General features: G+C 48.1%; 20 protein-coding genes. 8 read left to right on the top strand and 12 right to left on the bottom strand.

Features of this window, described 5'->3' with window-relative positions; all coding sequences use genetic code 11:
- Nucleotides 1-7 precede the first annotated feature (7 nt).
- The 3 genes from NWAT_RS13765 to NWAT_RS17640 all read left to right on the top strand — a co-directional run bounded on the left by NWAT_RS13765 (nt 8) and on the right by NWAT_RS17640 (nt 2,799).
- Complete coding sequence (locus tag NWAT_RS13765) at nt 8-1,654, top strand: glycosyl transferase family protein (RefSeq protein ID WP_013221650.1); 1,647 nt, start codon at nt 8-10, stop codon at nt 1,652-1,654.
- A 295-nt stretch (nt 1,655-1,949) separates the two neighbouring features.
- Nucleotides 1,950-2,261 (top strand): IS630 transposase-related protein, encoded by a 312-nt coding sequence (locus tag NWAT_RS13760; protein ID WP_041350786.1) that lies wholly within the window; start codon nt 1,950-1,952, stop codon nt 2,259-2,261.
- Between the two features lie 235 nt (nt 2,262-2,496).
- A complete protein-coding gene (locus NWAT_RS17640) occupies nt 2,497-2,799 on the top strand; it encodes a transposase (RefSeq protein WP_232420145.1) in 303 nt (100 codons plus the stop codon).
- Between the two features lie 221 nt (nt 2,800-3,020).
- Here NWAT_RS17640 and NWAT_RS16835 read toward each other — a convergent pair whose 3' ends face one another.
- Nucleotides 3,021-3,179, bottom strand: a complete 159-nt coding sequence (locus tag NWAT_RS16835) for a hypothetical protein (RefSeq protein WP_157679942.1) — start codon at nt 3,177-3,179, stop codon at nt 3,021-3,023.
- A 758-nt stretch (nt 3,180-3,937) separates the two neighbouring features.
- Here NWAT_RS16835 and NWAT_RS13750 point away from each other — a divergent pair.
- Both NWAT_RS13750 and NWAT_RS13745 read left to right on the top strand, forming a co-directional pair.
- Nucleotides 3,938-4,957: a DUF4434 domain-containing protein gene (locus tag NWAT_RS13750; protein ID WP_013221649.1), complete on the top strand. Its 1,020-nt coding sequence runs from the start codon at nt 3,938-3,940 to the stop codon at nt 4,955-4,957.
- 101 nt (nt 4,958-5,058) lie between these two features.
- Nucleotides 5,059-6,990 carry a DUF2334 domain-containing protein gene (locus NWAT_RS13745; protein ID WP_013221648.1) on the top strand — a complete coding sequence of 644 codons (1,932 nt, stop codon included), beginning with the start codon at nt 5,059-5,061 and terminating at the stop codon, nt 6,988-6,990.
- A gap of 119 nt (nt 6,991-7,109) precedes the next feature.
- Here the strand turns inward: NWAT_RS13745 and NWAT_RS13740 are convergent, their stop codons facing one another.
- Nucleotides 7,110-8,045 (bottom strand): hypothetical protein, encoded by a 936-nt coding sequence (locus NWAT_RS13740; RefSeq protein ID WP_013221647.1) that lies wholly within the window; start codon nt 8,043-8,045, stop codon nt 7,110-7,112.
- A gap of 840 nt (nt 8,046-8,885) precedes the next feature.
- Nucleotides 8,886-9,038: a transposase gene (locus NWAT_RS18135; RefSeq protein WP_157679940.1), complete on the bottom strand. Its 153-nt coding sequence runs from the start codon at nt 9,036-9,038 to the stop codon at nt 8,886-8,888.
- A gap of 3 nt (nt 9,039-9,041) precedes the next feature.
- On the opposite strand from NWAT_RS18135, the gene NWAT_RS16830 reads away from it, so the two are divergent.
- Entirely contained in the window at nt 9,042-9,200 is a 159-nt protein-coding gene (locus NWAT_RS16830; protein ID WP_157679938.1) for a LysM peptidoglycan-binding domain-containing protein, read from the top strand.
- An 83-nt stretch (nt 9,201-9,283) separates the two neighbouring features.
- Here NWAT_RS16830 and NWAT_RS13735 read toward each other — a convergent pair whose 3' ends face one another.
- From NWAT_RS13735 to NWAT_RS16825, 9 genes are all read right to left on the bottom strand, one after another.
- Complete coding sequence (locus NWAT_RS13735; protein ID WP_013221646.1) at nt 9,284-9,784, bottom strand: Hsp20/alpha crystallin family protein; 501 nt, start codon at nt 9,782-9,784, stop codon at nt 9,284-9,286.
- A 74-nt stretch (nt 9,785-9,858) separates the two neighbouring features.
- A complete protein-coding gene (locus NWAT_RS13730; protein ID WP_013221645.1) occupies nt 9,859-10,305 on the bottom strand; it encodes an Hsp20/alpha crystallin family protein in 447 nt (148 codons plus the stop codon).
- 114 nt (nt 10,306-10,419) lie between these two features.
- Nucleotides 10,420-12,324, bottom strand: coding sequence for an ATP-binding cassette domain-containing protein (locus tag NWAT_RS13725; RefSeq protein WP_013221644.1), 1,905 nt, complete (start codon nt 12,322-12,324; stop codon nt 10,420-10,422).
- A 56-nt stretch (nt 12,325-12,380) separates the two neighbouring features.
- Nucleotides 12,381-14,663 (bottom strand): multiheme c-type cytochrome, encoded by a 2,283-nt coding sequence (locus NWAT_RS13720; protein ID WP_013221643.1) that lies wholly within the window; start codon nt 14,661-14,663, stop codon nt 12,381-12,383.
- 90 nt (nt 14,664-14,753) lie between these two features.
- Nucleotides 14,754-15,755 carry an HAD family hydrolase gene (locus NWAT_RS13715; protein WP_013221642.1) on the bottom strand — a complete coding sequence of 334 codons (1,002 nt, stop codon included), beginning with the start codon at nt 15,753-15,755 and terminating at the stop codon, nt 14,754-14,756.
- A gap of 98 nt (nt 15,756-15,853) precedes the next feature.
- Nucleotides 15,854-17,503, bottom strand: a complete 1,650-nt coding sequence (locus NWAT_RS13710) for an arylsulfatase (RefSeq protein ID WP_013221641.1) — start codon at nt 17,501-17,503, stop codon at nt 15,854-15,856.
- A 66-nt stretch (nt 17,504-17,569) separates the two neighbouring features.
- Nucleotides 17,570-19,195, bottom strand: coding sequence for a DUF1214 domain-containing protein (locus tag NWAT_RS13705; RefSeq protein WP_013221640.1), 1,626 nt, complete (start codon nt 19,193-19,195; stop codon nt 17,570-17,572).
- Between the two features lie 224 nt (nt 19,196-19,419).
- Nucleotides 19,420-19,821: a hypothetical protein gene (locus NWAT_RS13700; RefSeq protein ID WP_157679934.1), complete on the bottom strand. Its 402-nt coding sequence runs from the start codon at nt 19,819-19,821 to the stop codon at nt 19,420-19,422.
- Between the two features lie 91 nt (nt 19,822-19,912).
- Nucleotides 19,913-20,266 (bottom strand): hypothetical protein, encoded by a 354-nt coding sequence (locus tag NWAT_RS16825; protein WP_157679932.1) that lies wholly within the window; start codon nt 20,264-20,266, stop codon nt 19,913-19,915.
- A 514-nt stretch (nt 20,267-20,780) separates the two neighbouring features.
- Between NWAT_RS16825 and msrB the strand changes: the two genes are divergently transcribed.
- Together msrB and NWAT_RS13690 are read left to right on the top strand one after the other, a co-directional pair.
- Nucleotides 20,781-21,185 (top strand): peptide-methionine (R)-S-oxide reductase MsrB, encoded by a 405-nt coding sequence (gene msrB / locus NWAT_RS13695; protein ID WP_013221639.1) that lies wholly within the window; start codon nt 20,781-20,783, stop codon nt 21,183-21,185.
- Nucleotides 21,166-22,218, top strand: a complete 1,053-nt coding sequence (locus NWAT_RS13690; protein WP_013221638.1) for an FAD:protein FMN transferase — start codon at nt 21,166-21,168, stop codon at nt 22,216-22,218. The genes msrB and NWAT_RS13690 overlap by 20 nt, the downstream gene beginning before the upstream one ends.
- Nucleotides 22,219-22,370: the final 152 nt, after the last annotated feature.

Genomic DNA, 22,370 nt, shown 5'->3' with positions numbered 1-22,370 from the left:
AAAAATAATGGATACATCTATATTAAGCTCCATCGATTTATTTGCTTACGTCTTCGTTGCTATGCAGGTATTACTTACAGTCATTTGCATAATTTTCTTTATAAGCGGGATTGATGATCTATTTATCGATCTATGCTATTGGACTCGGGCCTTTTATCGCAGGGTTTTTATAATACCCAAAATACAACCATTAACCGAAGATAAATTACTCAATACTCCTGAGAAACCTATCGCAGTCATGATTCCCGCGTGGGACGAATCATCCGTAATTCAAAAAATGCTAGAAAATACCGCGCAGGCGCTGAATTATGAAAATTTTTATATCTTTGTAGGCACATATCCTAATGATCCCGATACGCAAAAGGGAGTAGAGTTAGCAAGGGAGAATCACCCGCGAGTTCAACGTACTATTTGTCCACATGATGGACCAAGTAATAAAGCGGACTGTCTAAACTGGATTTATCAAGGAATAAAAATTTTTGAGCAAGAAAATAATATTCAGTTTCAGATTTTTGTAATGCAAGACTGTGAAGATGTAATACACCCTCTCTGCTATAAGTTATTTAATTATTTGATGCCTAGAATGGATATGGTTCAACTCCCCGTCCTATCTCTAGAAACAAAATGGCATCAATTTACTGCAGGCCATTACATTGATGAATTTTCTCAATTGCATTACAAGGATCTCATTGTGAGAGAAGTTCTTAGTCGTAGCATACCAGCTGCTGGGGTAGGAGCTGCATTTAGTAGACGAGCATTCGAAATTGTTTGCGCTAGTAACCGAAATATATTGTTTAGCACTAACTCCCTGACAGAGGATTACGATTTTGGTTTTCGGTTAAAAAAACACGGGCTTAAGCAGGTTTTTGTTGGATTTACAATTACTAGAACAACCTTTAAACACACGATTTTTAGGCGTAAATTAAAAGAATATAAGAAAAAGGAGCTGATCTGTATACGGGAATATTTCCCTTCAACATTCTCGACTGCAGTACGTCAGAAATCCCGTTGGGTGGTCGGTATAGCCTTACAAGGATGGGAAAACCTTGGTTGGAAATGGGATTTTGCAACTCAATATATGCTATACCGAGATCGACGTGCACTAATAACAAACTTGGCTAATTTTATGGGTTATTTAGTTGTACTATTAGTGGCTACGGTTTGGTTTGTAATCTGGTTAAATCCAAATGCCTATCACTATCCTCCTCTATTAGAACAGGGGACTTGGTTATGGTATCTCGTTATAATCAACGGCATTTTTTTTGTATTGCGGATATTTCATAGAGCCTATTGCGTCTATAAATTTTATAATTTAAAACAAGCATTTTTATCTTTTCCCCGCATGATTTTGGGAAATATAATTAATTTTTTTGCAACGTCAAGGGCTATCCGACTTTATATAAATTATCTTCGTACAGGTATCCTTATTCCTTGGGATAAAACCGCGCACAACTTTCCCTCAGAGGATGAATTAAAAGCATTTAGAAGAAAACTAGGTGATCTTCTTCTAGAACACCGAATAATTACAGTGAAACAACTTGAGGAAGCTCTTAATTCACAACGAAGTCAATACCGCTTGTTAGGCGAGATATTTATGGATAAAGGCTTAATTGATCACATTCAACTAAATAAATTCCTTCAAAAACAAACTTAAAAGCAAGTTAAGGATTTTATGAGACCTCAGCATAACCATTGATTTTGGCTGATACTATTGAATTTCAGTATTTTTGCGAAAATCGAAAGGCATAGCTAACGATTCAGTACTGATTTATTGGGTTTATACACGATTTAGGCGATGTTTAGGAAGTGTAGCCACATTTATCCTCTGTAAGTCTAAGTCCTGAATCTGGCAAGCCATAATGCATCAAAAACTTAGTCCCTTTGCGAATATTGGCAGCCATGACCGCTATAGCGATTTGTGGTAATAAGGTTACCTGCTATCATTTTTCATGACTTATTCGCTTGATCTGAGAGAAGCCGCAATCTCGTCCATAAATAATGGTGGCAGCAAGGTTGAGGCATCCCGCCTTTTTGGTTTTTCCCGCAATACCCTTTATCGTTGGCTGAATGCTGATGATTGGCAGCCTAAGAGACATGGTTTTCGCAATCGTAAGCTTGATAAGGCTGCGCTTAAGAAACATGTTGAGGATAACCCTGATATGTTTCTTCATGAACGTGCAGAAGTGTTTGGTGTACATACAAGTTCCATTAGCCGCGCTTTAAAGGCGATGGGCATCGTAAAAAAAAGAGCGCGGGTATAGCGAGCGATGCCATAGGAAAAGGCAGGCGTATTTGGAAAAGCTCCATGCTGAACACCGTATGTTTGGGTTTAAGAACCTAATTTATATGGATGAAACTGGCTTTGATGCGCATTACAACCGTGATGCCGGGGGTTGCCAAAGGCCAAAAGATACTCAGCCTTGTCTCCGGCAAGAGACGGCGTAGAACCCATTTAATGATGGCGCAGCGGCACCATGCATCAGGGCGCAAGAAAGAATGGGGCTGGCACCGATGCTCTTTGAAGGTTCATGCACAGCGGCATTGGTCCAAACATGGATCAAAGATCATTGGATGAAGGCATTGCATGAGCCCACCCTCATCGTCATGGATAATGCTTCATTCCACAATCATATGCGTATTCAAGAGATCGTTGCGCCAGATTATCATTATCTGATCCCATTGCCGCCATACTCACCTGACTTCAATCCTATTGAGCAAACATTTGGAAGCATGAAACGAAAACGACCATCCATGCTACCAGAAACAACCATCGATCAACTCATATTGTCTTATTCTTAACGCAAATGTCTATAGTGCGTAAACCATCGCATTTTTGGCAAGACCCATAACATGAACCGAGTTCGGACGAGACTATAATGCCATTTGCAGGTAGCAAAAAGTCGTTCACCACTAGCTCGCTTTACCGCGATTCCTGGTTACGAATGCGATCTGCCTCCGATAGGAGGCTAGTTCGGTAGCCTTTGTGTTGGACTTGATCGTTAATGCCCAGCTGCGCCAATTTATCTCTGGTTTTCTTTGAACTGTAAGCGGTAGAGTGCCGTTTCATCTCCGAGTAGCGCGGTGTCTCGCCCCTGAGAACCATGAATATGGTCCGGTGTCGCGCTTTGATCGTGAATAAAACCATCTTCCTCGATATTCGTATAATAAAGAAAAACCATAGGTGGACTTCTTGTTGTCTCGACTATCGTTCTTAACGTGCCAACCCGTTTCAGGATCACGCGTTAGTTTTCCATCTTTGCTTTTACCTGAACCCGATTGCGCGGCCTCTATCAGTATAGAAGCCACCCATCACGCGTACTGAGTTTCTAAAGCAACATCGGCAGGCGGGCGGATTGCTCCTTAAGGGCACGTATCAGCCGCTCGGCCATTTCTCAGGACGTAGCTGCACACCAAGGCGGTAACTGATGAATACTAACTTATTGTCCGAGCGAAGCAGGAGTAACTCTCGCACTTGCCCCCAGCATCCGAGCTGACTAATCAGCGCTTGCTCCAGAGGTGGTCTCTGCATTCTGGGACTTGGCACTGCGCGGGATATGCTCAGCCTAGCAACCGCCAGATGTGATGGTCTATTATGTTGATCATCGGTATCTTCTCCTCGATGTATCATCTGGGCAGGAGATTACTGGGTCATTACAGAGGTAGTGATTGCTGGTTTTAAGGCTGTGATAAGCTTAGGCTACGCTTAATGGCGACATGAGGGTCTTGTCGTCAGTGAAGGTGACAAAAATAGGCATATATGTTTGTGTACTTATTCTTTAGACATGAGAGAAGCGGTGGTCTCTTTGTACGAAAGAGATAGCGGAAGCAAGGTTGAAGCGATGGAGATTTTTTAAAAAAGAGTGCGGATATATCGTGCGATGTAATATAAAATGGCAATGATTTCAGGTAATTTTTTATATTGAATAGGCTAAAATTCATGAAGAATTCCACACTTGTGGCTTTGTTTTTTGCTCTGCTACTAGGTACATCCCCTTTTGTTATTGCAGAAAAAAATCTACCGATTAAATTTACCGGCACTTTCTTGCAACTTAGAATTAACCAGGAAGATTGGCAGATCCAAGAGTGGGCTGAGTTAATTTCTAACCTTAAGAAATTAGAAATCTCTAAACTTATTATACAATGGTCTTTGTATGATGATGTTCCATTTTATGCAATAGACAATTACCAAGAAATTAAAAACTCTCCATTAAATACTATTATGGAATTAGCCGATGCTGCCGGCATTAAGGTGCTCGTGGGCCTTGCCCATGATTCAGGATATTGGGATAATATTGACCATGATCCAGCATGGGTTGAAGTTTATCTTAGGAAGCTCCTGTCAAGATCTTCGTCTGTGGCGGAAGAACTTACACCACTTCTAGTTAAGCATACATCCTTTGGAGGGTGGTATATTACAGAAGAAATCGATGATATTAACTGGCGTGGCCAAATGGCACGACAGTTAATCATTAATTATTTAGATAGATTAAGCACATACCTGCATACGATTACACCTAATAAAAAAGTAGCAATATCATGTTTTACTAATGCTGCTATTGATCCTGATACTTTTAAAGAATTTTGGGAATCTCTATTACAACCAACATCCATTGATATGGTTCTCTTCCAAGACGGTATTGGGGCTAAAAAATTAGATTTTTCTAGCCTACCACTTTATCTTGAAGCTATACAAGAAGCCACTGAAATCAGTTCTCGTGAACTATATATAATTACCGAAATATTCCAGACAATATCAGATCCAGATAATAATTTTTCTCCATTTCAGGCAGTTCCCGCTGATTTTAACCGTATCGAAGGACAGCTAGAGATTGCTTCTAGGTACAGCCAAAATATTATTGCTTTCAGCATACCTGATTATATGATTCCAGAGACTGGCACCAAAGCAAGGAGGTTATTTGAAAAATACATCAACTATGTAAATAATACAAAGAAATAGAAGCAAATATGCTAGTAAATACTCGACTAGCTTGTCAATAAGTTTTGATAAAAATAAAACGAGTATACCAACTATTTACACCTGCTATTAAGGAGCCTAAAGTGAAACGGTTTCATTTAATTTGCATTAACCTATTAATATTTTTTTTCATATTTTCACTGATCTGGATAACAACTGCCAGTGCTGCTAGTAACCTAGGAAAAGCACCGATTAAATCACCTAGGAAAACCAGTGTTAATACAATCATAGAACCAGGAGATCCTGCCTCCATAACCACGCTAGGAGGTAAAAAAAACCTAAAACTCAGTAAAAGAGCGAAAGAACGAATACAGAAGAAGAAGGAGAAGCTGATAGACAAAATTAAGAATGTTAAAACAAAGGGAAAGAAGAAATTATTTTCAGTGGCAGTCAAATCCAGAGTGCTTTCAGCAACAACCAATGCTTTGGAAAACACAGGAACTTTAGCACGGATTACTTCAGATACAACGTCAAATCGAGTTTTAGTTACCTATGATCAACCTTCGGCTGAATATGGAAGGCTTGGCCCAGCTTATGGAATCATGTTACGCAATCTATTGGGTCATTTTTCATCTACAGTAGATCTATTACCTATTGATCACTATCAGACTGGGAATCTAGAAAACTATGATTATATCTTTTATTTGGGCTCATATTATGATAACCAATTGCCCACTGACTTCTTGCAGGATGTATTGAATACTAATAAAACAGTCGTTTGGTTTAAATACAACCTATGGCAGCTGGCATGGGATCCCGCTGCTAATTTTGAAGCCACCTATGGCTTTGCATTCAATAGTCTGGCCGGGCTGAATGTTCCTCCCACACCCGCCAACCCTGATCCAGGCTTCTATGATACTGTGCTTTATAAAAATCAATCGTTCATCAAATACTACTTCTATGATGCAGCAATGAATAATGTCTTTGCTGATCCAGACGTAGGCGTTACCCAAATTACGGATCCAGCAAAGGCGCAGCGACTGATCACGATAAAAAATAGTGTTTCGGAAGCCGAAATCCCCTATGTCGTACGTTCGGGAAATTTTTGGTACATCGCGGATATTCCATTCTCCTATATTAATCCGCGTGATCGCTACCTAGTATTCGCTGATTTATTACACGACATCTTGGGCACAAACGTACCTGAGATACATAAGGCTTTGATCCGTCTTGAGGATGTTGCTGCAAAAGTAACACAACAGAGCATGAAAAAATTATCCAATTATTTATCCTCAAAGGAAGTACCTTTTTCTATTGCGGTTATCCCATTTTATCGTGATCCACTAGGATTTTACACGGGTGGTGTTCCTGAAGAAATTCATTTGGCAGATGCCACTGATTTGCTTCAATCCTTGGACCATGCTCTCACCCGAGGGGGGAAAATACTGATGCATGGATATACCCACCAATACGATGATCGACTTAATGCTGATTCTGGAGTTAGCGGGGATGATTTTGAGTTTTGGGACATCGTCAATCAGGAGCCAGTAGCTGAGGATTCCACAGCTTGGGTGTTAGCAAGACTAGATGCTGGATTGGCTGAGCTTCAAAGCCTTGGTTATACTCCCTTTGCCTGGGAAACCCCCCATTACCATGCATCACCCACTGCATATCGAGCTTTTCCACAAAGGTTTGATACGACTTACCAGAGAGCAGTTTATTACACGTCTGATAATCCAAATCTTAATCCTAGTGATCCCAACCGGGATTATGCTGTTGGGCAGTTCTTTCCCTACATCATACATGAAGATTACTATGGACAAAGAGTTCTTCCAGAGAATCTGGGGAATATTGAATATCCTGGATTTGGGCCTCCAGAATCCGTTTACACTGCAGAGGATATCTTATTAAATGCTAGCTATGCTTTAACTGTGCGTGATGGATTTGCATCTTTCTTTTTTCACCCCTTCTGGCTAGAAAAAAACTTACATGTTCCCGGATTATCCGACTTTAAAACTGTCGTGGAAGGGATTACTGCATTAGGCTACCAGTGGGTAGATGCAAGTGAGCTTTAGGTGCGACTATACAGTGCGAGTTATAATCACTTAAATTTTCATCTAGAAAGAATTCACATTTAAGCAAAAAGAAATAGGGCTGAGAAGTAGGCGACTCTCAGCCCTATTTTTTAAACATATTATTCCATTACCTCTTTTAGTACGCTCCATAATGGTTTCTTTTTCGGCACCATATCCTGCTTGAAATACCACCAAAAATGTCCGCCAATATAGCGAGGATGATTGATAGGAAGCGTGTAATAACGTCTAAGATAATCTGCTTTCTGGGATTTTATTGCGGTACCCACTTCGCCAAAACCAAGCTTAGAGTTTGGAAATACCTGGCCAAGGCGATCAAAGACATTTTTCCAGTCTGGCTTCAGATTATTGCAATCACTCTCATAATAGCTAACTAGCACATAATCTAATCCTTGCTTCATGTAACTAGGTATCTTGCTTTCCGCCCACTGGAACATTTCTTCCCAAGGATACATCCAGCAATTCTCGTTATAATACAATGTCAACGCAGTCTTACCCTTATAACTCTTAACAAGATCATAAGCAGTCTGTACTTTTTTCACTACGTGACTTGGATCACCAAGCCACTCTCCATTAACCTCATTGCCAATCTCCCAAATATGGACCTTTGGGCCAAGGACTTCTAAATACTCAATAACCCGATCTCTATATTCTTGCCAACTATATTGGCTCATCGCAGAAGAATCTAAAATCTCTCCCATAACGTAGCTAGCCCGACTAATTTCGTTAACAGCCTTTTTATAATTTTTTGCTGGAACAAATTCATCAAATACTATACGGGTAGTAGGCATACGCGGCAGAGATCGTAATGAACGGACAATGTAATTTAGATGATCGACTGAATCCACTGTTACACCGTATAGCGGCTCCCGTAATAGGAGCTGCGGCTCAGCTGAAGTAAGATCCAATTTCTGAATTTTCTCATTAGAGCAAATCTGTTCATCTAGAGTTGCCGCTCCGGCAGAAAGCGAAAGATTTAGTAACACATAAATCGATACATAATATATACTTATAAATGGGATTTTAACCAAACTCATAATTAAACCTTATTAAGTATTTAGCTTTTGAAATTAGCTTATCGGTTATAGCCCTCATTTCTTAAAGTTTTCGAATTATTTATTCACTGTTTTTTGACGATAGTTTGATGGTGCGGGAACCCAATTCATCTCATCAAATATCAAGGCGATCCACCCTTAATCAAAGTCTTTATTAATAGGCCGTTCGCGAAAAGCTATATGCCTTCTAGGGAATAGGTTATTTTGAAAGAATAGCAATTTTTTAAATTTCTACTTTAACGGGTATTCTTTAATGCCAAAAAATACTGCTGTCCCATAAATTTTGATAGAAACAGGGGTTGCGCTTGAGGGGATCTATCCCGATGATTGCAATAGATTGCTTTTCAGCGGTGAGGGGGGATTGCGACGCTTAAACGAATTAAGCTTTAACAGGCGGGTTATTTGCTGAAGGCTGCGGTCTCTTTGATCTAGTCCAGCAGCAAGTAGGCACACATGACTATCCATATTTGCGTCAGCATTCACATTGTTAAACGTGTTGTCGAACGACTCATAAGAAACGCTTCTCATCGCTAGGCTCACAACTGAGAGGCCATGAAGCGTTAAAAAAACCACACCAGTTATCGACTTCAAAAACAGTTTATCAATCCGGATACGCGAGAAATAGCGCTTAATAATCTATCTTAAGCATGGTGTATCCACGGATTTTTCAACCGCCTGATCGCGCTTAAGATGCAGTTGACTAGCAACGATAATCACGAAACGATTGGACGGGTAATTCCATGGCGGTATCGGCTTCGACCAGTGTACGCCCTAGCTTCCAGAACAGAAGCGGTGGCAGCTATTCGGTAAATATAGCCTCCGTCATATAAATTGCTTCAATTTAAACAGGTTATCGATCGTAACTTGTATTCGTTGTCTTATAGTTTTGGCGTGTGCCCATTTTTGTTCGATTGGGTTAAGAACGGGTGAATAAGCGGGTAAATATTTGAGTGTGCGCCCAGCTTTGTAGATCAAAGTTTGCGTATCATTGCGTTTGTGGAATATGGCACCGTGAACTGGAAGTTATTCGTTGCGGTATTGCAGGCAAACCCAGCTATTCAGAATCCCGACCAAATACTGGTAGGCCAGGTTATTCAATTACCTTCAAGCATTGAGGAGACGAACGATGGAAGGTGAGTGCAGGTATTTGAACGGCGCCCCCTTCTGCTAGAGGCGCCGTTTATATTATTGCCGGACTAAGGCTAAGCGCGTGCCATGATTTAGCCAGTTTTTACTTCGACACGGTGTTTTATTTGCCGTGTTTTTGGCAGGGAAATCCAAAGCACGCCCCGACGGTACTTGGCGTGTGCTTCGCTTTCCGTGACTTCAGCGGGCAGTGGCAGGACTCGCTCAAAACGTCCATAGGCCCGCTCCATCACATAGTAGCGGCCATCGCTTTGCTCCCGTTCTACCCGTTTTTCTCCCCGGACCACCAGGGCATTATCCATTACCTCGATATCAAAATCGCCAACTTCCATGCCAGGGGCTTCTAAGCGAACGGTCACGGCCTTATCATCCTCCTTGATTTCGGCCGCCAAGAGCCCCCAGCGGGAAGCGTTTTCCATGACCTGGTCTTCCACTGTTTCCAGGCGCCCTCCTTGGGTTGCCGGTGTAAACCGGGTAAGAGCCTGGTTCGCTCTTTCCCGCAGGTGATGCCAACCCTCGGTAAGGTAATCCCAAGCGCGGGAGGCACCCTTATGGAGCTGTTCTAGGGGGGACATCGTCATCACTCCTTAATGTTTAGAGACTATCATTGCCGTCATAGTAACGGTCCCTTGGTATTGGTTTCCTGGTTTTATCCTTCCACGGTAATCTTGCGGCTCTGGGCCTGTTGGCTTTTGGGGATCACCAGCTCAAGGACGCCGTTTTGAGAACGGGCGCTGACTTTGGCGGCATCCACCGTATTGGGCAGGGCAAAGCGCCGTAAAAAGCTGCCGCTGACCCGCTCCACCCGCTTATAGCCCCGTTGCTCCTGGTTTTTGCTGGATTGACGATGGCCCTTGAGGGTGAGGGTGCCATTGTCCAAAGTCACCTCGATATCCTTGGACTCGACACCAGGCACGTCGGCATAAATAACGAATCGGTCCGCTTCTTCCTTGATATCCACAGCGGGGGCCCAATCGCTCGTGGCAAGCTCTCCTTCAGTTTGAGGATGTTGGGGGGTGTTTCCCTCAAAGAGACGATTGACTTCTCTTTGCAATTGGTTGAGTAGGTCAAAGGACTCATAATGTCTAATGGCCATTTTCTATTTTTCTCCTGCGATAAAGTTTTCTAATCCGCTCGGAAGCGCGGTTACCGGCTTCCACTTAAGAGAAGAAATGGGGATGATTTGCCCGCTTTCAAGGGGTATTGGGTTTTAGCCTCCTTGTTCGGCGGCTTCCAGATCCTCAGTGGCTAGTAGCCATTTTTCTTCCGCCTCAAGGAGAGCATCCCGAAGACGGGCCTGCTCCATAAGAAGAGCCTTGAGCCGTTCTTTTTGCTGGGGATCTTGGTATAAATCAGTAATGGCGAGCTGTTGGTCGAGAGCCACTTTTGTAGCTTGTAATTTTTCCAGTGTCTTTTCAATCTCCTTAAGCTTTTTTCGCAAAGGCTGCAACAGGCGCCGCTGTTCCGCCTCTCGTCGCCGGCGTTCCTTGCGGCCGGTGGTAGGTTGGAATTCGGTTGGCTTGCCGTGGGTGTTTTCCCCAATATCGCTACGGCGCTGTTGAAGCCATTGCTGATAGTCTTCCAAATCTCCATCAAAGGGGGCGGCGGTATGATGAGCGACTAGCCACAAGGTGTCCGCCGTGCTGCGCAGGAGATGACGGTCGTGGGAGACCAGGATCATGGCGCCTTCAAAATCCTGCAAGGCAGAGGTCAGGGCATACCGCATTTCCAGGTCAAGGTGATTAGTGGGTTCATCCAGCAGCAGCAAGTTAGGACGCTGGTAGACTAGCAAAGCCAAGGCCAGGCGGGCTTTTTCTCCCCCGGAAAAGGAACCCACGGGCGCTAGGGCTTCCCCCTGGAAGTTGAAACCGCCAAGGAAATTCCGTAGATTTTTTTCAGGGACTGGGGGTGTCAATGCCTGTAGGTGCTGGAGTGGGGTTTCCTGGGCGCGGAGTTGCTCTACTTGATGCTGGGCGAAGTAGCCGATGACTAAATCGGGCGCTTTCTCTATGGTCCCGGCTTGGGGTGGCAACTCCCCTGCAAGGGATTTAATGAAGGTGGATTTGCCTGCTCCATTCGGCCCCAGCAAACCAATCCGATCCCCTGGCGCCAAGTCTAGGTTAACTTGGGACAACACTGCTTGTTGTTCATACCCCATGGCTACCTGTCGAAGGCATAGTAGTGCAGCGGGCAGTTTTTCAGGAGGTGGCAAGGTAAAATAAAAGGGGGAAGCGACATGAGCAGACGCTACCTGCGCCATTCGTTGCAGAGCCTTTAGCCGGCTCTGGGCCTGGCGCGCTTTGCTTGCTTTGGCGCGAAAACGGTCAACGAAGTGTTGGATATGAGCGATTTCCCGCTGCTGCTTTTGGTAAGCAGCCTGCTGTTGGGCCAATTGCTCGCCCCGTTGCCGTTCAAAGGCGGCGTAATTACCCCGGTAGTAGCTGACGGTTTTATTTTCGATATGGGCAATATGGCTCACCACCTGGTCGAGCAGTTCCCGGTCATGGGAGATCAATAGGAGCGTGCCAGGGTAAGTGCTCAGCCACTCTTCTAGCCATAATACGGCATCTAGATCCAGATGGTTGGTAGGTTCGTCCAAAAGCAGCAAGTCAGAGCGGCACATGAGGGCTTGAGCAAGATTGAGCCGCATCCGCCAGCCGCCGGAAAAGGTCCGTACCGGCAGGGACTCTTGCGCGGCAGTAAAGCCTAAACCGTGCATGAGCTTTGCCGCCCGGACCGGGGCCGTATAGCCGCCGATGGCCTCAATGCGGGCATGAAGCATGCCCTGGACGGTGCCATCGTCTGCCTGCTCGGCTCTTTCCAAATCGGACTGGAGAAGGCGCAGTTCCCGGTCGCCGTCCAGGACGTAGTCAAGGGCGGAACTGTCTACCGCTGGCGTTTCCTGAGCCACATGGGCAAGTACCCATTGAGAGGGCCGGTCAAATTCTCCCGCGTCCGGTTGGAGTCGACCTAAAATCAAATCGAATAAACTGGATTTGCCACAGCCATTGGCGCCGGTGAGGCCAACCCTTTGCCCGGGATGAATGGCAAGATTAAAACTCTCGAAGAGCAGGCGGGAGCCGCGCCGCAGGGAAATATTGGTAAAACTTAGCATTGAAAACAGGGCTTCTCACTATGCTGATTATTTCGTCCGCCATCGTTACAGGCGTGTTACTGAGTGTTATGGTGGGTCAGCTCAGTGTCCAGTTGTTGCTCTAGTCTGATTAGATCATTGGTCTGATGATTTTGTAACGCGGCTCGTGTTACCCATAGCGCCTCTTTTATTTGGCCCGCGCTATGTAAACCCACGGCATAGACATATTGGTATCTCGCATTTTGTGGCGCTAATTGAGCAGCCTTTTTCAGGTGCTTCAACCCCTCCGGCTGGTTCAGTTGGCGAACAAATAACAATCCTAAACTGTAGTGTACATCGGCAGAGTCTGGAAAGCGTTGTAAGGCATCTTGCAAAACTGCTTTGCCTTTATCGTCTTGTTCCATTAAACGATATAAATCCGCCAGATTGACGTAGGCTGGCAGCCAAGTATCGTCTAAAGCGATAGCTTCCTGGTAATGGTTGAGCGCTTCGTTAACGTTACCTTGATGCAGGGAGAAAAGCCCCCTATTGAGTTGAGATTGGGGACTATCGGCATTATGCGCCTGGGAGGCGAGATATTCTTGGGTGGCTTGTTGTAGTAAGTGTTGATCATCCGGTGAGAGATGGCCACGAGGGATATCAGAAAGTTGCTCCGCTACCATGACTCTGACCATCTTTATGGAATCATATAAAAGCGGTTTAAGTATTTGCCAGCGTAGTTCTGCTGGCAGTGTGTTGACGCTGAGCGCCTGCGTTGCGGATACCCGTACGAGGGGATCGGAATCCTGCAGGCAGGCGCTCAATGTTTTAAGTACGTCTTGATCCAAGTAAGATTCCAGCAACCGAGCGGCCGTGGCCCGAATAATGGCTGGCTGGGTTGTGTCCACGGCTAACGCCTGTAAAGATGGCTTGGCATCGCTACGGCCGTTTCGCGCCGCGGAGAAAACCTCGGCAAATGGTTGAGAGCCTGGATTAGGTTGGCCATACCAGTCTTCGAGATGCTGCGCGGCCCATGGGGCGGATTGCTCGGAGTGGCAGCTATTGCAGGTATTGGGCACGCCTAAGGTGGCAGAAAGATCCGGCCGGGGGATGCGGAAACTGTGATCTCTGCGTTCATCGATGACCATAAAATATTTACTGGGCATGTGACAATCTACACACTGGGGGCTATTTTTATGGGCTTTATGGTGGTGATGTTGTTGCGATGCGTACTTTGCTGTATGACACTGTAAGCAGACCTGCTCGCCTGGCGCTTTGAGTGATAAGGCGTGGGGATTATGGCAGTCGCTACAGGTGACGCCGGCCTGATACATTTTGCTTTGTAAAAAAGATCCATAGACGTAGACCTCATCGTGAATCTGGCCATCACTGTAGTACAACTGCGACTCCAAGGTAGACGGCAGAAAACTTGCCAGTAATGGTTGGCCGTGTCGATCATCCTCAAAAAATTGACTGCGGCGTGAATGGCAAGCCGCGCATACTTGGATTTCTGTTGCTGTTGGCCGTGCTTGGCTGCGCTGCGGTTGGCCCGTGACCTTATTAATACTCCAGTGTACGCCTTCCCGTTCATTGAATAGGTGCGTTAAGCCTTTGTTGCCATCAAAGCGGTATTTTGGGCTGCGTTCCTCCTTCGCCCATAATAAATGGTTGGATGCGGGACCGTGGCAAGCTTCGCAGGATACGTCGATGTCTGACCATTGGGTGTTGTAGGTTCGCCCTCTGGGCCGGTAATTTTTTTCCAGATGGGTGGAATGGCACTCGGCGCACATAAAGTTCCAATTCTGGCTATGCTTCGTCCAATGCAAAGGGTCTTGAGGGGATACTTGCTCATTGGGATAAAGATGAAACCAGCGCTGACCTCCTTCCTCCTCTGGCCTTGAGTCCCAGGCAATACCAAAAGCTTGAAGCCGGCCGCCAGGTAATGCCAGTAAATATTGTTGCAGCGGGTAGACACCGAATGTATAAGCAACCGGATAGGTCTTCAGTGCTCCATTGGGTCCCTCCGTTCGAATCATAAACTGGCCGTTTTCTCGAAAGAATTCGGTGGTGACGCCAGCGTATTCAAACTGGGCATGGTTAAAATCCCCCAATACGGATTCATCATTGATTTCCTGCATGGCGAGATCGTGATGGGAGCCTTGCCAGTCAGCATATTGGCTCCCATGACAGCTCTGGCAATGCTTTCCGCCCACATAGTGAGGTTTAGGTAAAGGCTGCGGCGTTACTGTTGTCTGCTTACTTTCACTTTGTAGGTTTTCATCCGGGTTATTGCACGCGGTCAGGCACGCCATGGCTAGCGCGAGAAACAGGTAAGTAGCTTGGGACGTATTCCCAAGAAGGTTCCAAATATTTGAATTCAATGACAGCCTCTGGCGTATTTCATAATTTCACTACATGAAGCGAAGTCTATCACCCGCCGGTGCGCTATTTCCCAGCGGCGAGCTCAAATTCTATTGGGCCTTGCTCTGGTAGATGACCTTCCAGTCTTTTTTCATATCGACAACCGTCCAACCTTTCGTCTGTGCTTCGTCGAGGCCCTTGTCCAATCGGCCGATCTTGGATTTGCGATCATAGGCCCATTCGCGCTCGCCATCGGTGTGGTGAACGTAGAGCGCCAATCGCGGTCCCTCCCCGGCCGTGGTCCACTGCAGCATTTGCAAGTCCCCATCGGAATTCCCAAACGCTGCGATAGGGCGGCGGCCGATATGCTGGTTGATCGCTACCGGTTTGCCTGCCTTATCGTCAATGAAGTTGATTTCCGGCAGACGGATCAATACCGGGTTGCCGTTCTGCATTTCGAACTTCGTTTTAATACTGCTTCCAATCACCTGCTCCGGTGGTATGCCATAAACTTCATTGACCCACGGGCGCATGAATTCGACGCCGCCGCCGGAAACAATGAAGGTCTTGAAACCATGGGCGCGGAGGTGGCCCAGTACCTCCAGCATCGGTTGATAGACCATGTTGGTATAGGGCTGGCCGGCCGTTGGATGCCGCGCGGTGGCGATCCATGTCTTCACGATTTTTTCAAACTGGGCCGCGGTGGTGCCCGCGTGGGTAGCCCTCATGATCTCGAGAGCTGCGTGCTCGCCCCCCGCAAGCGCGGTTTTCACATCGCCCTTCAGCAGCGAAGCGAAGGGTTCCTTGCTCTTCCATTCAGGATGTTTTGGCGCCAGCGCCTTGACGCGATCTAGCGCGAAGATGAGTTGGAAATACAGGGGCTGTTCGGCCCACAAGGTGCCATCGTTGTCGAATACTGCAATACGTTCTGGTTCCGGCACGAAATCCGGCGAATTCTTACGGGTGATGCGCTGAACAAATTCGATAATGGCTGACTTGGCTTCGCCGTCGTTCCAGGATGGCAGCGGGTCGGTGGCGTGGGCAACGGTCATGGCGAGCGTCAGCACTACAGATGCGATGCCCATGGGCGAAAGTTTGATGACTGATCTCATTGTTTTGTTCCTACACTGGAAAATCGTGGTCCGCTCCGGAGCGGACCACGATTTTATAGCCATGATAGCTTGTTGAAAGCCTGGAAAAAACTATCCCGTCAGTTCCCTGTTGGCAGGGGGAGGTTGACCCCTTCTTTCTCAAGCTGCTCACGTACATACTTGAACCGCTGGTATTGGGTGAGCGTGATGGGTCCCGTGTAGATCTCGCTCTGAAGTTTCCGTGGGGGATACTTCACATAGGTTTTCATCTTCTCCTGGATGGCGGCGTTGATAGTTACCAGAGTCCAGGTTCGTTCCGTGTAATTGTTCATGAAAATGTCGTAGCGCTCCTGCGGGTCCTGCCAGAGATCAAAGATCTGGGGCACCGTAGCCACGTATTTTTCAGCGCCCTTCCAACCGAGATTGCTGTCGACTGCGAGACCCCCCGTTGCCTGGCCGTCGTCTCCACGTAGGTTGAAGACGGCTTTGTAGTTATCGACGCGTACCGCGCCTGGGGTTAACTCATCCTCGGTGAAGTAAAACCAGGAATCCCGTTCGGATTTGCCGGTACCAAACAGCACTGGCGACATGTCGTAGCTATCGAAAATGATGGGCTTGTTTTCGCGGTCCTCCTGGGGTAGATCCACGCCCGCAATGGTGGCAAAGGTCGCCATTAAATCAAGACCGCCGAGAATGTCGTGGTTTTTGGTATTGCCCTTGATTTTGCCCGGCATCCAGGCGATCGCCGGCACGCGGTTGCCGCCTTCGCGCACGGTGCCCTTGGTGCCACGGAACGGCGTGTAGCCCGCATCCGGGTAGACGTCCTGCCAGGCGCCATTGTCGGTGGTGAAAAAGACCAGCGTATTATCGTCAAGTCCAAGCCCGCGGACCTTGTCCATGATGGCGCCGATACGCGCATCCATTTCCACGATCGAATCGGCATACTTCGACTTTGACAGGGACTTATGCTCAAAATCCGGGTGGGGCAGATTTGGCTGGTGTACCTTCATGAAGTTAACGTTTAAGAAAAAAGGCGTGTCCGACTTGGCTGCCTTGTCGAGATACTCGAGGGCCGCCTTTTCCACATAGCCGTCGAAGTAGGGGATTCCGACTACGCCATCGGGGTACTCTTCCGTGCTTGCGTCGGGTTTATTAACATACTGGCCGTTAATCTTGAAATCCTCGACCGCTTTCTCGCCAGCCTTGCCGGACAGCGAGCCCTTGGTCACTTTTTTGAACATGGCCCGCAGCTCGGGCCCCATATCCGGGAACCAGGTGGGATCAGCATAGGTGTAGGCGTTCAGGTGGTAGAGACCGACGTATTTCATTTCGTCGTAGCCCTGGGCGTTGGGCAAGGCGTAGTCGGCTTCCCCCAGGTGCCATTTGCCAGTGAAAAATGTATTGTAGCCGGCCGTCTTCAGAACCGAAGCCAGGGTCCACTCCGCGGCTGGAAGTCCGCCGCCCTGGCCTTGGAATGCTACCGTGGTCATGCCACTGCGGTTGGGTATCCGTCCGGTTTGCATGGCTGCCCGCCCCGGCGTGCAGCTGGGCTGGGCGTAAAATGAGAAAAACGTCATTCCCTCGTCGGCGAGCTGGTCGAGATTAGGCGTTGGCATGCCCCGGCCTTTGCCGCCGCCGTAGGCGCCGAGATCACCATAGCCGACATCATCGCCAACAATCAAAATGATGTTGGGTTTGCCTTCCTGGGCCCAGGCGGGTAGGGCTCCCAGCAATAGAACTGCGGATAAGATACTAAGTAATATCTTCATTGTTTTTTTCCTGTTTTTTAGGTTACCCTGTCCTCTAGAGACGGAAGAGACGCCGATCCCGTCTAGTCATTCGACTATCTTGAAATCGCCGAGCTTGAACGTCTTGTCGAAGAATGCCTGCTCCGGTGCATAGAGGCGGAAGTAGACAAACCAGCCGTCATTATCGACGGTCTTGAGGTGATTGCTTTCGAACCCTTTGGGAGTCTCCGGCCCAACGAACAGGTCGATGCTACCATCGTCGTTAACTTTCAGGCCCTCCGTCCGACTGCCGAGGCTGACGTCGGAGATCTCGGTCCCGCCATTGTCATAGGGACGGCGGGTATTTTCGCTGTAGAGGGTGAGTGACCAGAACTGCTTGACCGGTACATCCTTTGGCACATGCAACTTGTAGTTTCTATCGGCGCGTAGCAAATTGCCATCGCTGTCACGCTTGGCAGTCATGTAGACTTGACCGCTGCCCGGCTGCGGGTCGAGCATGCCCTTGGTGCTGGAGACCGCTTCGTAGAACCAGGTTCCGCGTTGGTCGATTTCCTGGATGGTGTCGGTTTCCTGCTCGGGGTGGAAGTCGAAGCTCTTGTACCAGTGGGTTCCCTTCCAATAGGGTTCGGTGTAGCGAGGGTTGGTTTGCAGGTTGCGGGTCATTAGTTCGCCCATCGCTGCGGCGTTCATCAGGATCGCCTGCTGGCGCTCGTCCGGATTGAACTCCTGGCCTTTCACAATGCCGAGCGGCTTCAGCATTGCCATCCAGGGTTTGTCGATCTCGCGGACCGGCTCCTCGTTGATGATTGCCGAGAGCTTTTTCCAATATTCAAGCCCACGGGGCGCCGTGGCGCTCCACTCAACGTCCTTGCCTGTGATGAAATTGCTCGGCGCAAGATCTTCGCCGACACGCCCCATTTTATACGCCGCCGTGAATTTGCCGAAATAGCCAGGGTCTTGCCCCAGGATACGCAGGCCGATGAGGATGTTGTTAGTGGCGCTTTGATAGACGTTCACGCCGTCTTGCTTGTATTTCTCCAAATTATCTTCGGGTCCGACGACGATATAGGTACCGCCTTTGCCTTTGTCCGGGCCGGTCAGTCCCAGATCGAACACCGGTCGTTGCCAGAAATCCAGCACGGCGCCCGCGGTCTTGCCGGCTGGATACTCGATCTGCACCGCTCCGGCTTCGAGGCTAATGAAGTTGAAAATATACGGCGTCGTCAGGTTGCCGGTGACGATGCCCCGTTTTTCTTTCAGGGATTTAAGAACCACGAAATCGGTGGCGTTTTCCACCCCGAATGCCTTTCCCTGGTTATCGCGCCAGGTCGTAATGCTGACCAGTGGTGTGCTCCAGATATAGCTTTGCGCCGCACGCTGGTAGTCCATCTGGTCGAATAGGCGCCTGGAAGCATCGTCGTCGAAGTAGCTGTCAATGAGTTCGATGTTGCCAATGGGCGTCTGAATTACTTCGTCACCCTGCAGAGTGGCGTTTGCAAGGGGCACGGAGTCTGTTTGGTCCTGATGGTGTTCGCGGTAATGGGTCCAGGCATCCACGACAGCGCCATCCTTTAGCCTGCACTCGCCGCTGGCAAGTAGATACTCGCCTCCCTGGTAGGCGCAGAACACCGCCGCTGGGTTCGGTCCGCTTGCTCCGGATTGATTGCCTGCAACAGCGGCGGCCAGCCCCAGGCTGGAGACTAAGATGAGCATGAATTTAGTTATTAGATATCTCATGTGCGCTATTTACTTTATGAAGGGAAACAGAAATTTGGCGGTGAAGTGGATCATCCATTATTTTAGGCTGGGCATCTGAAAAGTTGCGTTTTCCCATGTGCCCTCTTGTGTTCTCGGGATACTTTATATATTTTCTTCAATAATTCAGCAACGCTGGCCGTTAATTGATCCCAATACTGACATAAGGGCTGCGGCCGATGTCAAGCTCTGAATCGCGTAATTCTCCTCCGGTGATACGCAGCCCGCGCAGGCCACCGACGCCCGCCTCGATCATGAGCCAGCAATTGCCCTGAACCCTTGCGCTCGGCGGCCAAGCCCAAATCCCAACTATCGAGGATGAAGGAGACTCGTTCATCGCCCGGACGTAGCGACCAAGAGGCTCCGGATGGAGCCGCGCCAAAACGGAATAGGGTGTCTTTGGTCGGGGCATACAGCAGCGCTGGCCAGGGCAGGATAGCGCTGAGTGTCCACTGATTGTTGATTTCCCAGGATGCTCCGAGATAGGGCAAGTAGGTCTTCACCTGGCCCCACGTCCAGATAAAAGCCCAAGGCCCACCACATAGCCGGTCGCTTTGCACGTAGCGCGCGAAGACACCGCCCATGGTTTGCCAGCTATCGTCTATCTGGCGCAGCCAGCCGATTGGGATACCGACTGAAAGAAGGCCGAATGATTTGAAATCTGAATCTTGCGTATCAAAGTGGGACCAGCCGATCCATTCGCCAATGAACAGGACATCGCGGGAGCTTGCCAGGAACGGCAGCACGGCTCCCTGGGAGATCATCCGTTTGATCGAAGGATAAGGGCTCGGCGTTTGGGCGCCTGACTTCGGCATCGTTGTAAAAGCTCGTATTGGCGAAGGCTAGGGGCAAGAATGGGGCATTGGAGGTCGAGCGCTGAAAAATGATCTCGCTCTCGGCAAAGCTACGGACCCACTCATCGACAGTACCGGCAGTCACCGTCGGCAGCCGCGACAAGTGAGCACAGAGGATCGCAAATACAACGGGAAGCGGCCATGAGTTCACCTGCCTGATTAGCGCACGTCTCATTACCCCGTGGATATACCGGCTACTGCTTCAATCCAATATCTTTTGGTGGATATTCTTTGAAAGTTGCCGCGTGAGTTTTGAACTTCTGAATCAGAGAGCATATTCTTCTTGTTCATTTATTTATGAAACGCTAGCAAACAACCAGCCGCACTACTGACACCCTATGGTAGAACTGAGATCCCGTTCCCAGCGGGTTTGCAGAAAGCTGCTTTTTATGGGCGTGCTTATAATACATACTGCGTGCCTGCGAAAAGCATTTTAACCTTTAATTTTCAGTTTTGCGCATGTTTTATTGAAGTGGAACAGTTGCTCAATCGTGACCGCCGCTGTCCGGCCGGCACGTATGGCCCTATACAGCTCGGCGCAAAATAAAAGTATGATAAAAGAGCGTATCAGGAGCACTTCAAGGATTTTCCTTTTAAAAACTAAATTAAAGAAGGATGAAGAGCGTGTCGGCAAATAAGCGGCTAAAAGTCAGGACAGAGCCGCGAGGAAATTAATTAAGGAGGTTCTAATGGGAAAGATCCACAAAACCGAAGCGGAGTGGAAAGCGCAACTTACGCCAGAGCAGTATCGTGTGACCCGGGAAGCGGGGACCGAGCCTGCTTTTAGCGGAAAATACTACCACCATCAGGAAGAGGGAACTTATTGCTGCGTATGTTGCGGCAGCCCTTTGTTTAGCTCGGAACAAAAATATGAATCCGGAAGCGGCTGGCCGAGTTTTTGGAATCCCATCGACAGTCAGGCCCTGGAAAAGCATTCGGATGATAGCCACGGCATGAGTCGAATTGAGGTTAGATGCGCCCGTTGCGATGCCCACCTGGGCCATGTCTTTGGTGATGGCCCCGCGCCCACAGGTCAGCGATATTGTATTAATTCCGATGCCCTGGATTTTGAAATTGATTCTCCGTCTATTTAGCCTGGTAGGCATCCTGCTCTGCCTGGTAGTAACTGCTTGCACGGAGTCGGCAGAAGAGGATCGTCTGACCTGGTTGAGCGGCGCTACCATGGGCACGGGATATTCCGTCAAGATCACAGATCTGCCTGCCGGGATCGACCCCAAAATATTGGATCGAAATATCGCCCGGTTACTCGAAGAAATTAATGGATTGATGTCCACTTACCAAGCGGATTCCGAGCTATCCCGCTTTAACCGTAATAAGCGTACTGATTGGATCAGCGTTTCCGCGGAGATCGTCAAGGTGTTGGAAGAAGCTCAGGGCATTAGCCGGTTAAGTAAAGGCGCCTTGGATGTGACGGTAGGGCCACTGGTTAACCTCTGGGGGTTTGGTCCCGGATTCTATACCAATGAAGTCCCTTCGCGGCGGGAGATGGAGGCTGAGAAAGAAAGGGTCGGTTTTAAGCAGCTGCAGATACGGCATTCACCCCCTGCTGTCAGGAAGAAGCGGGGAGATATTTATGTAGATCTTTCGGCAATTGCTAAAGGCTATGGCGTGGATCGTATCGCGGAATTTTTGGAGGCCCAAGGCATTTACAATTATCTGGTGGATATTGGTGGGGAAGAACGAATCAAAGGACACGGTCCGAAGGGTACCCCGTGGCGAATTGCGATTGAGCGACCGGTAGCAGGTGAACGCCGGGTGCAGCGTATCCTAGAGCTAGATTCTGGCGCGGTGGCTACTTCAGGCAATTATCGCAATTACTTTGAGCAGGATGGCAAGCGTTACTCGCATACGCTCGATCCGCGAACGGGTTGGCCTATTACTCATCAACTTGCTTCGGTAACCGTAGTCAATGCCACCGCTATGCGCGCGGACGCTTTAGCTACAGCGCTGTTGGTGCTTGGGCCGGAACAAGGATTACGATTGGCCGAGCAAGAGCAAATCGCCGCTCTGTTTATAATTAAAACGCCAGAGGGGTTTAGAGAGAGAGCTACTCGCAGTTTTACTAAAATTCGTTCCTGGGATTTGCTGGAAAAGGAGAGTTTCTAGTCGTAAATTCTATTTCAAGTTGTTTCTACCCTGGACGGTTAAAGTTTGCCGGCAAGGAAACGAGTGATATTCCAGGGGACAATTTCCAGCTATATTTGCCTTATTGCTAAGGGGATATAGCCGAGCCATCAATAACGGCTGGAGTGAGGACG

Origin of the sequence: Nitrosococcus watsonii C-113 (assembly GCF_000143085.1) — a bacterium.
Taxonomy (GTDB): Bacteria; Pseudomonadota; Gammaproteobacteria; order Nitrosococcales; family Nitrosococcaceae; genus Nitrosococcus; species Nitrosococcus watsonii.
Note: the sequence above shows the minus strand (reverse complement) of the source record. Positions and strands in the feature narration are given on the sequence as shown.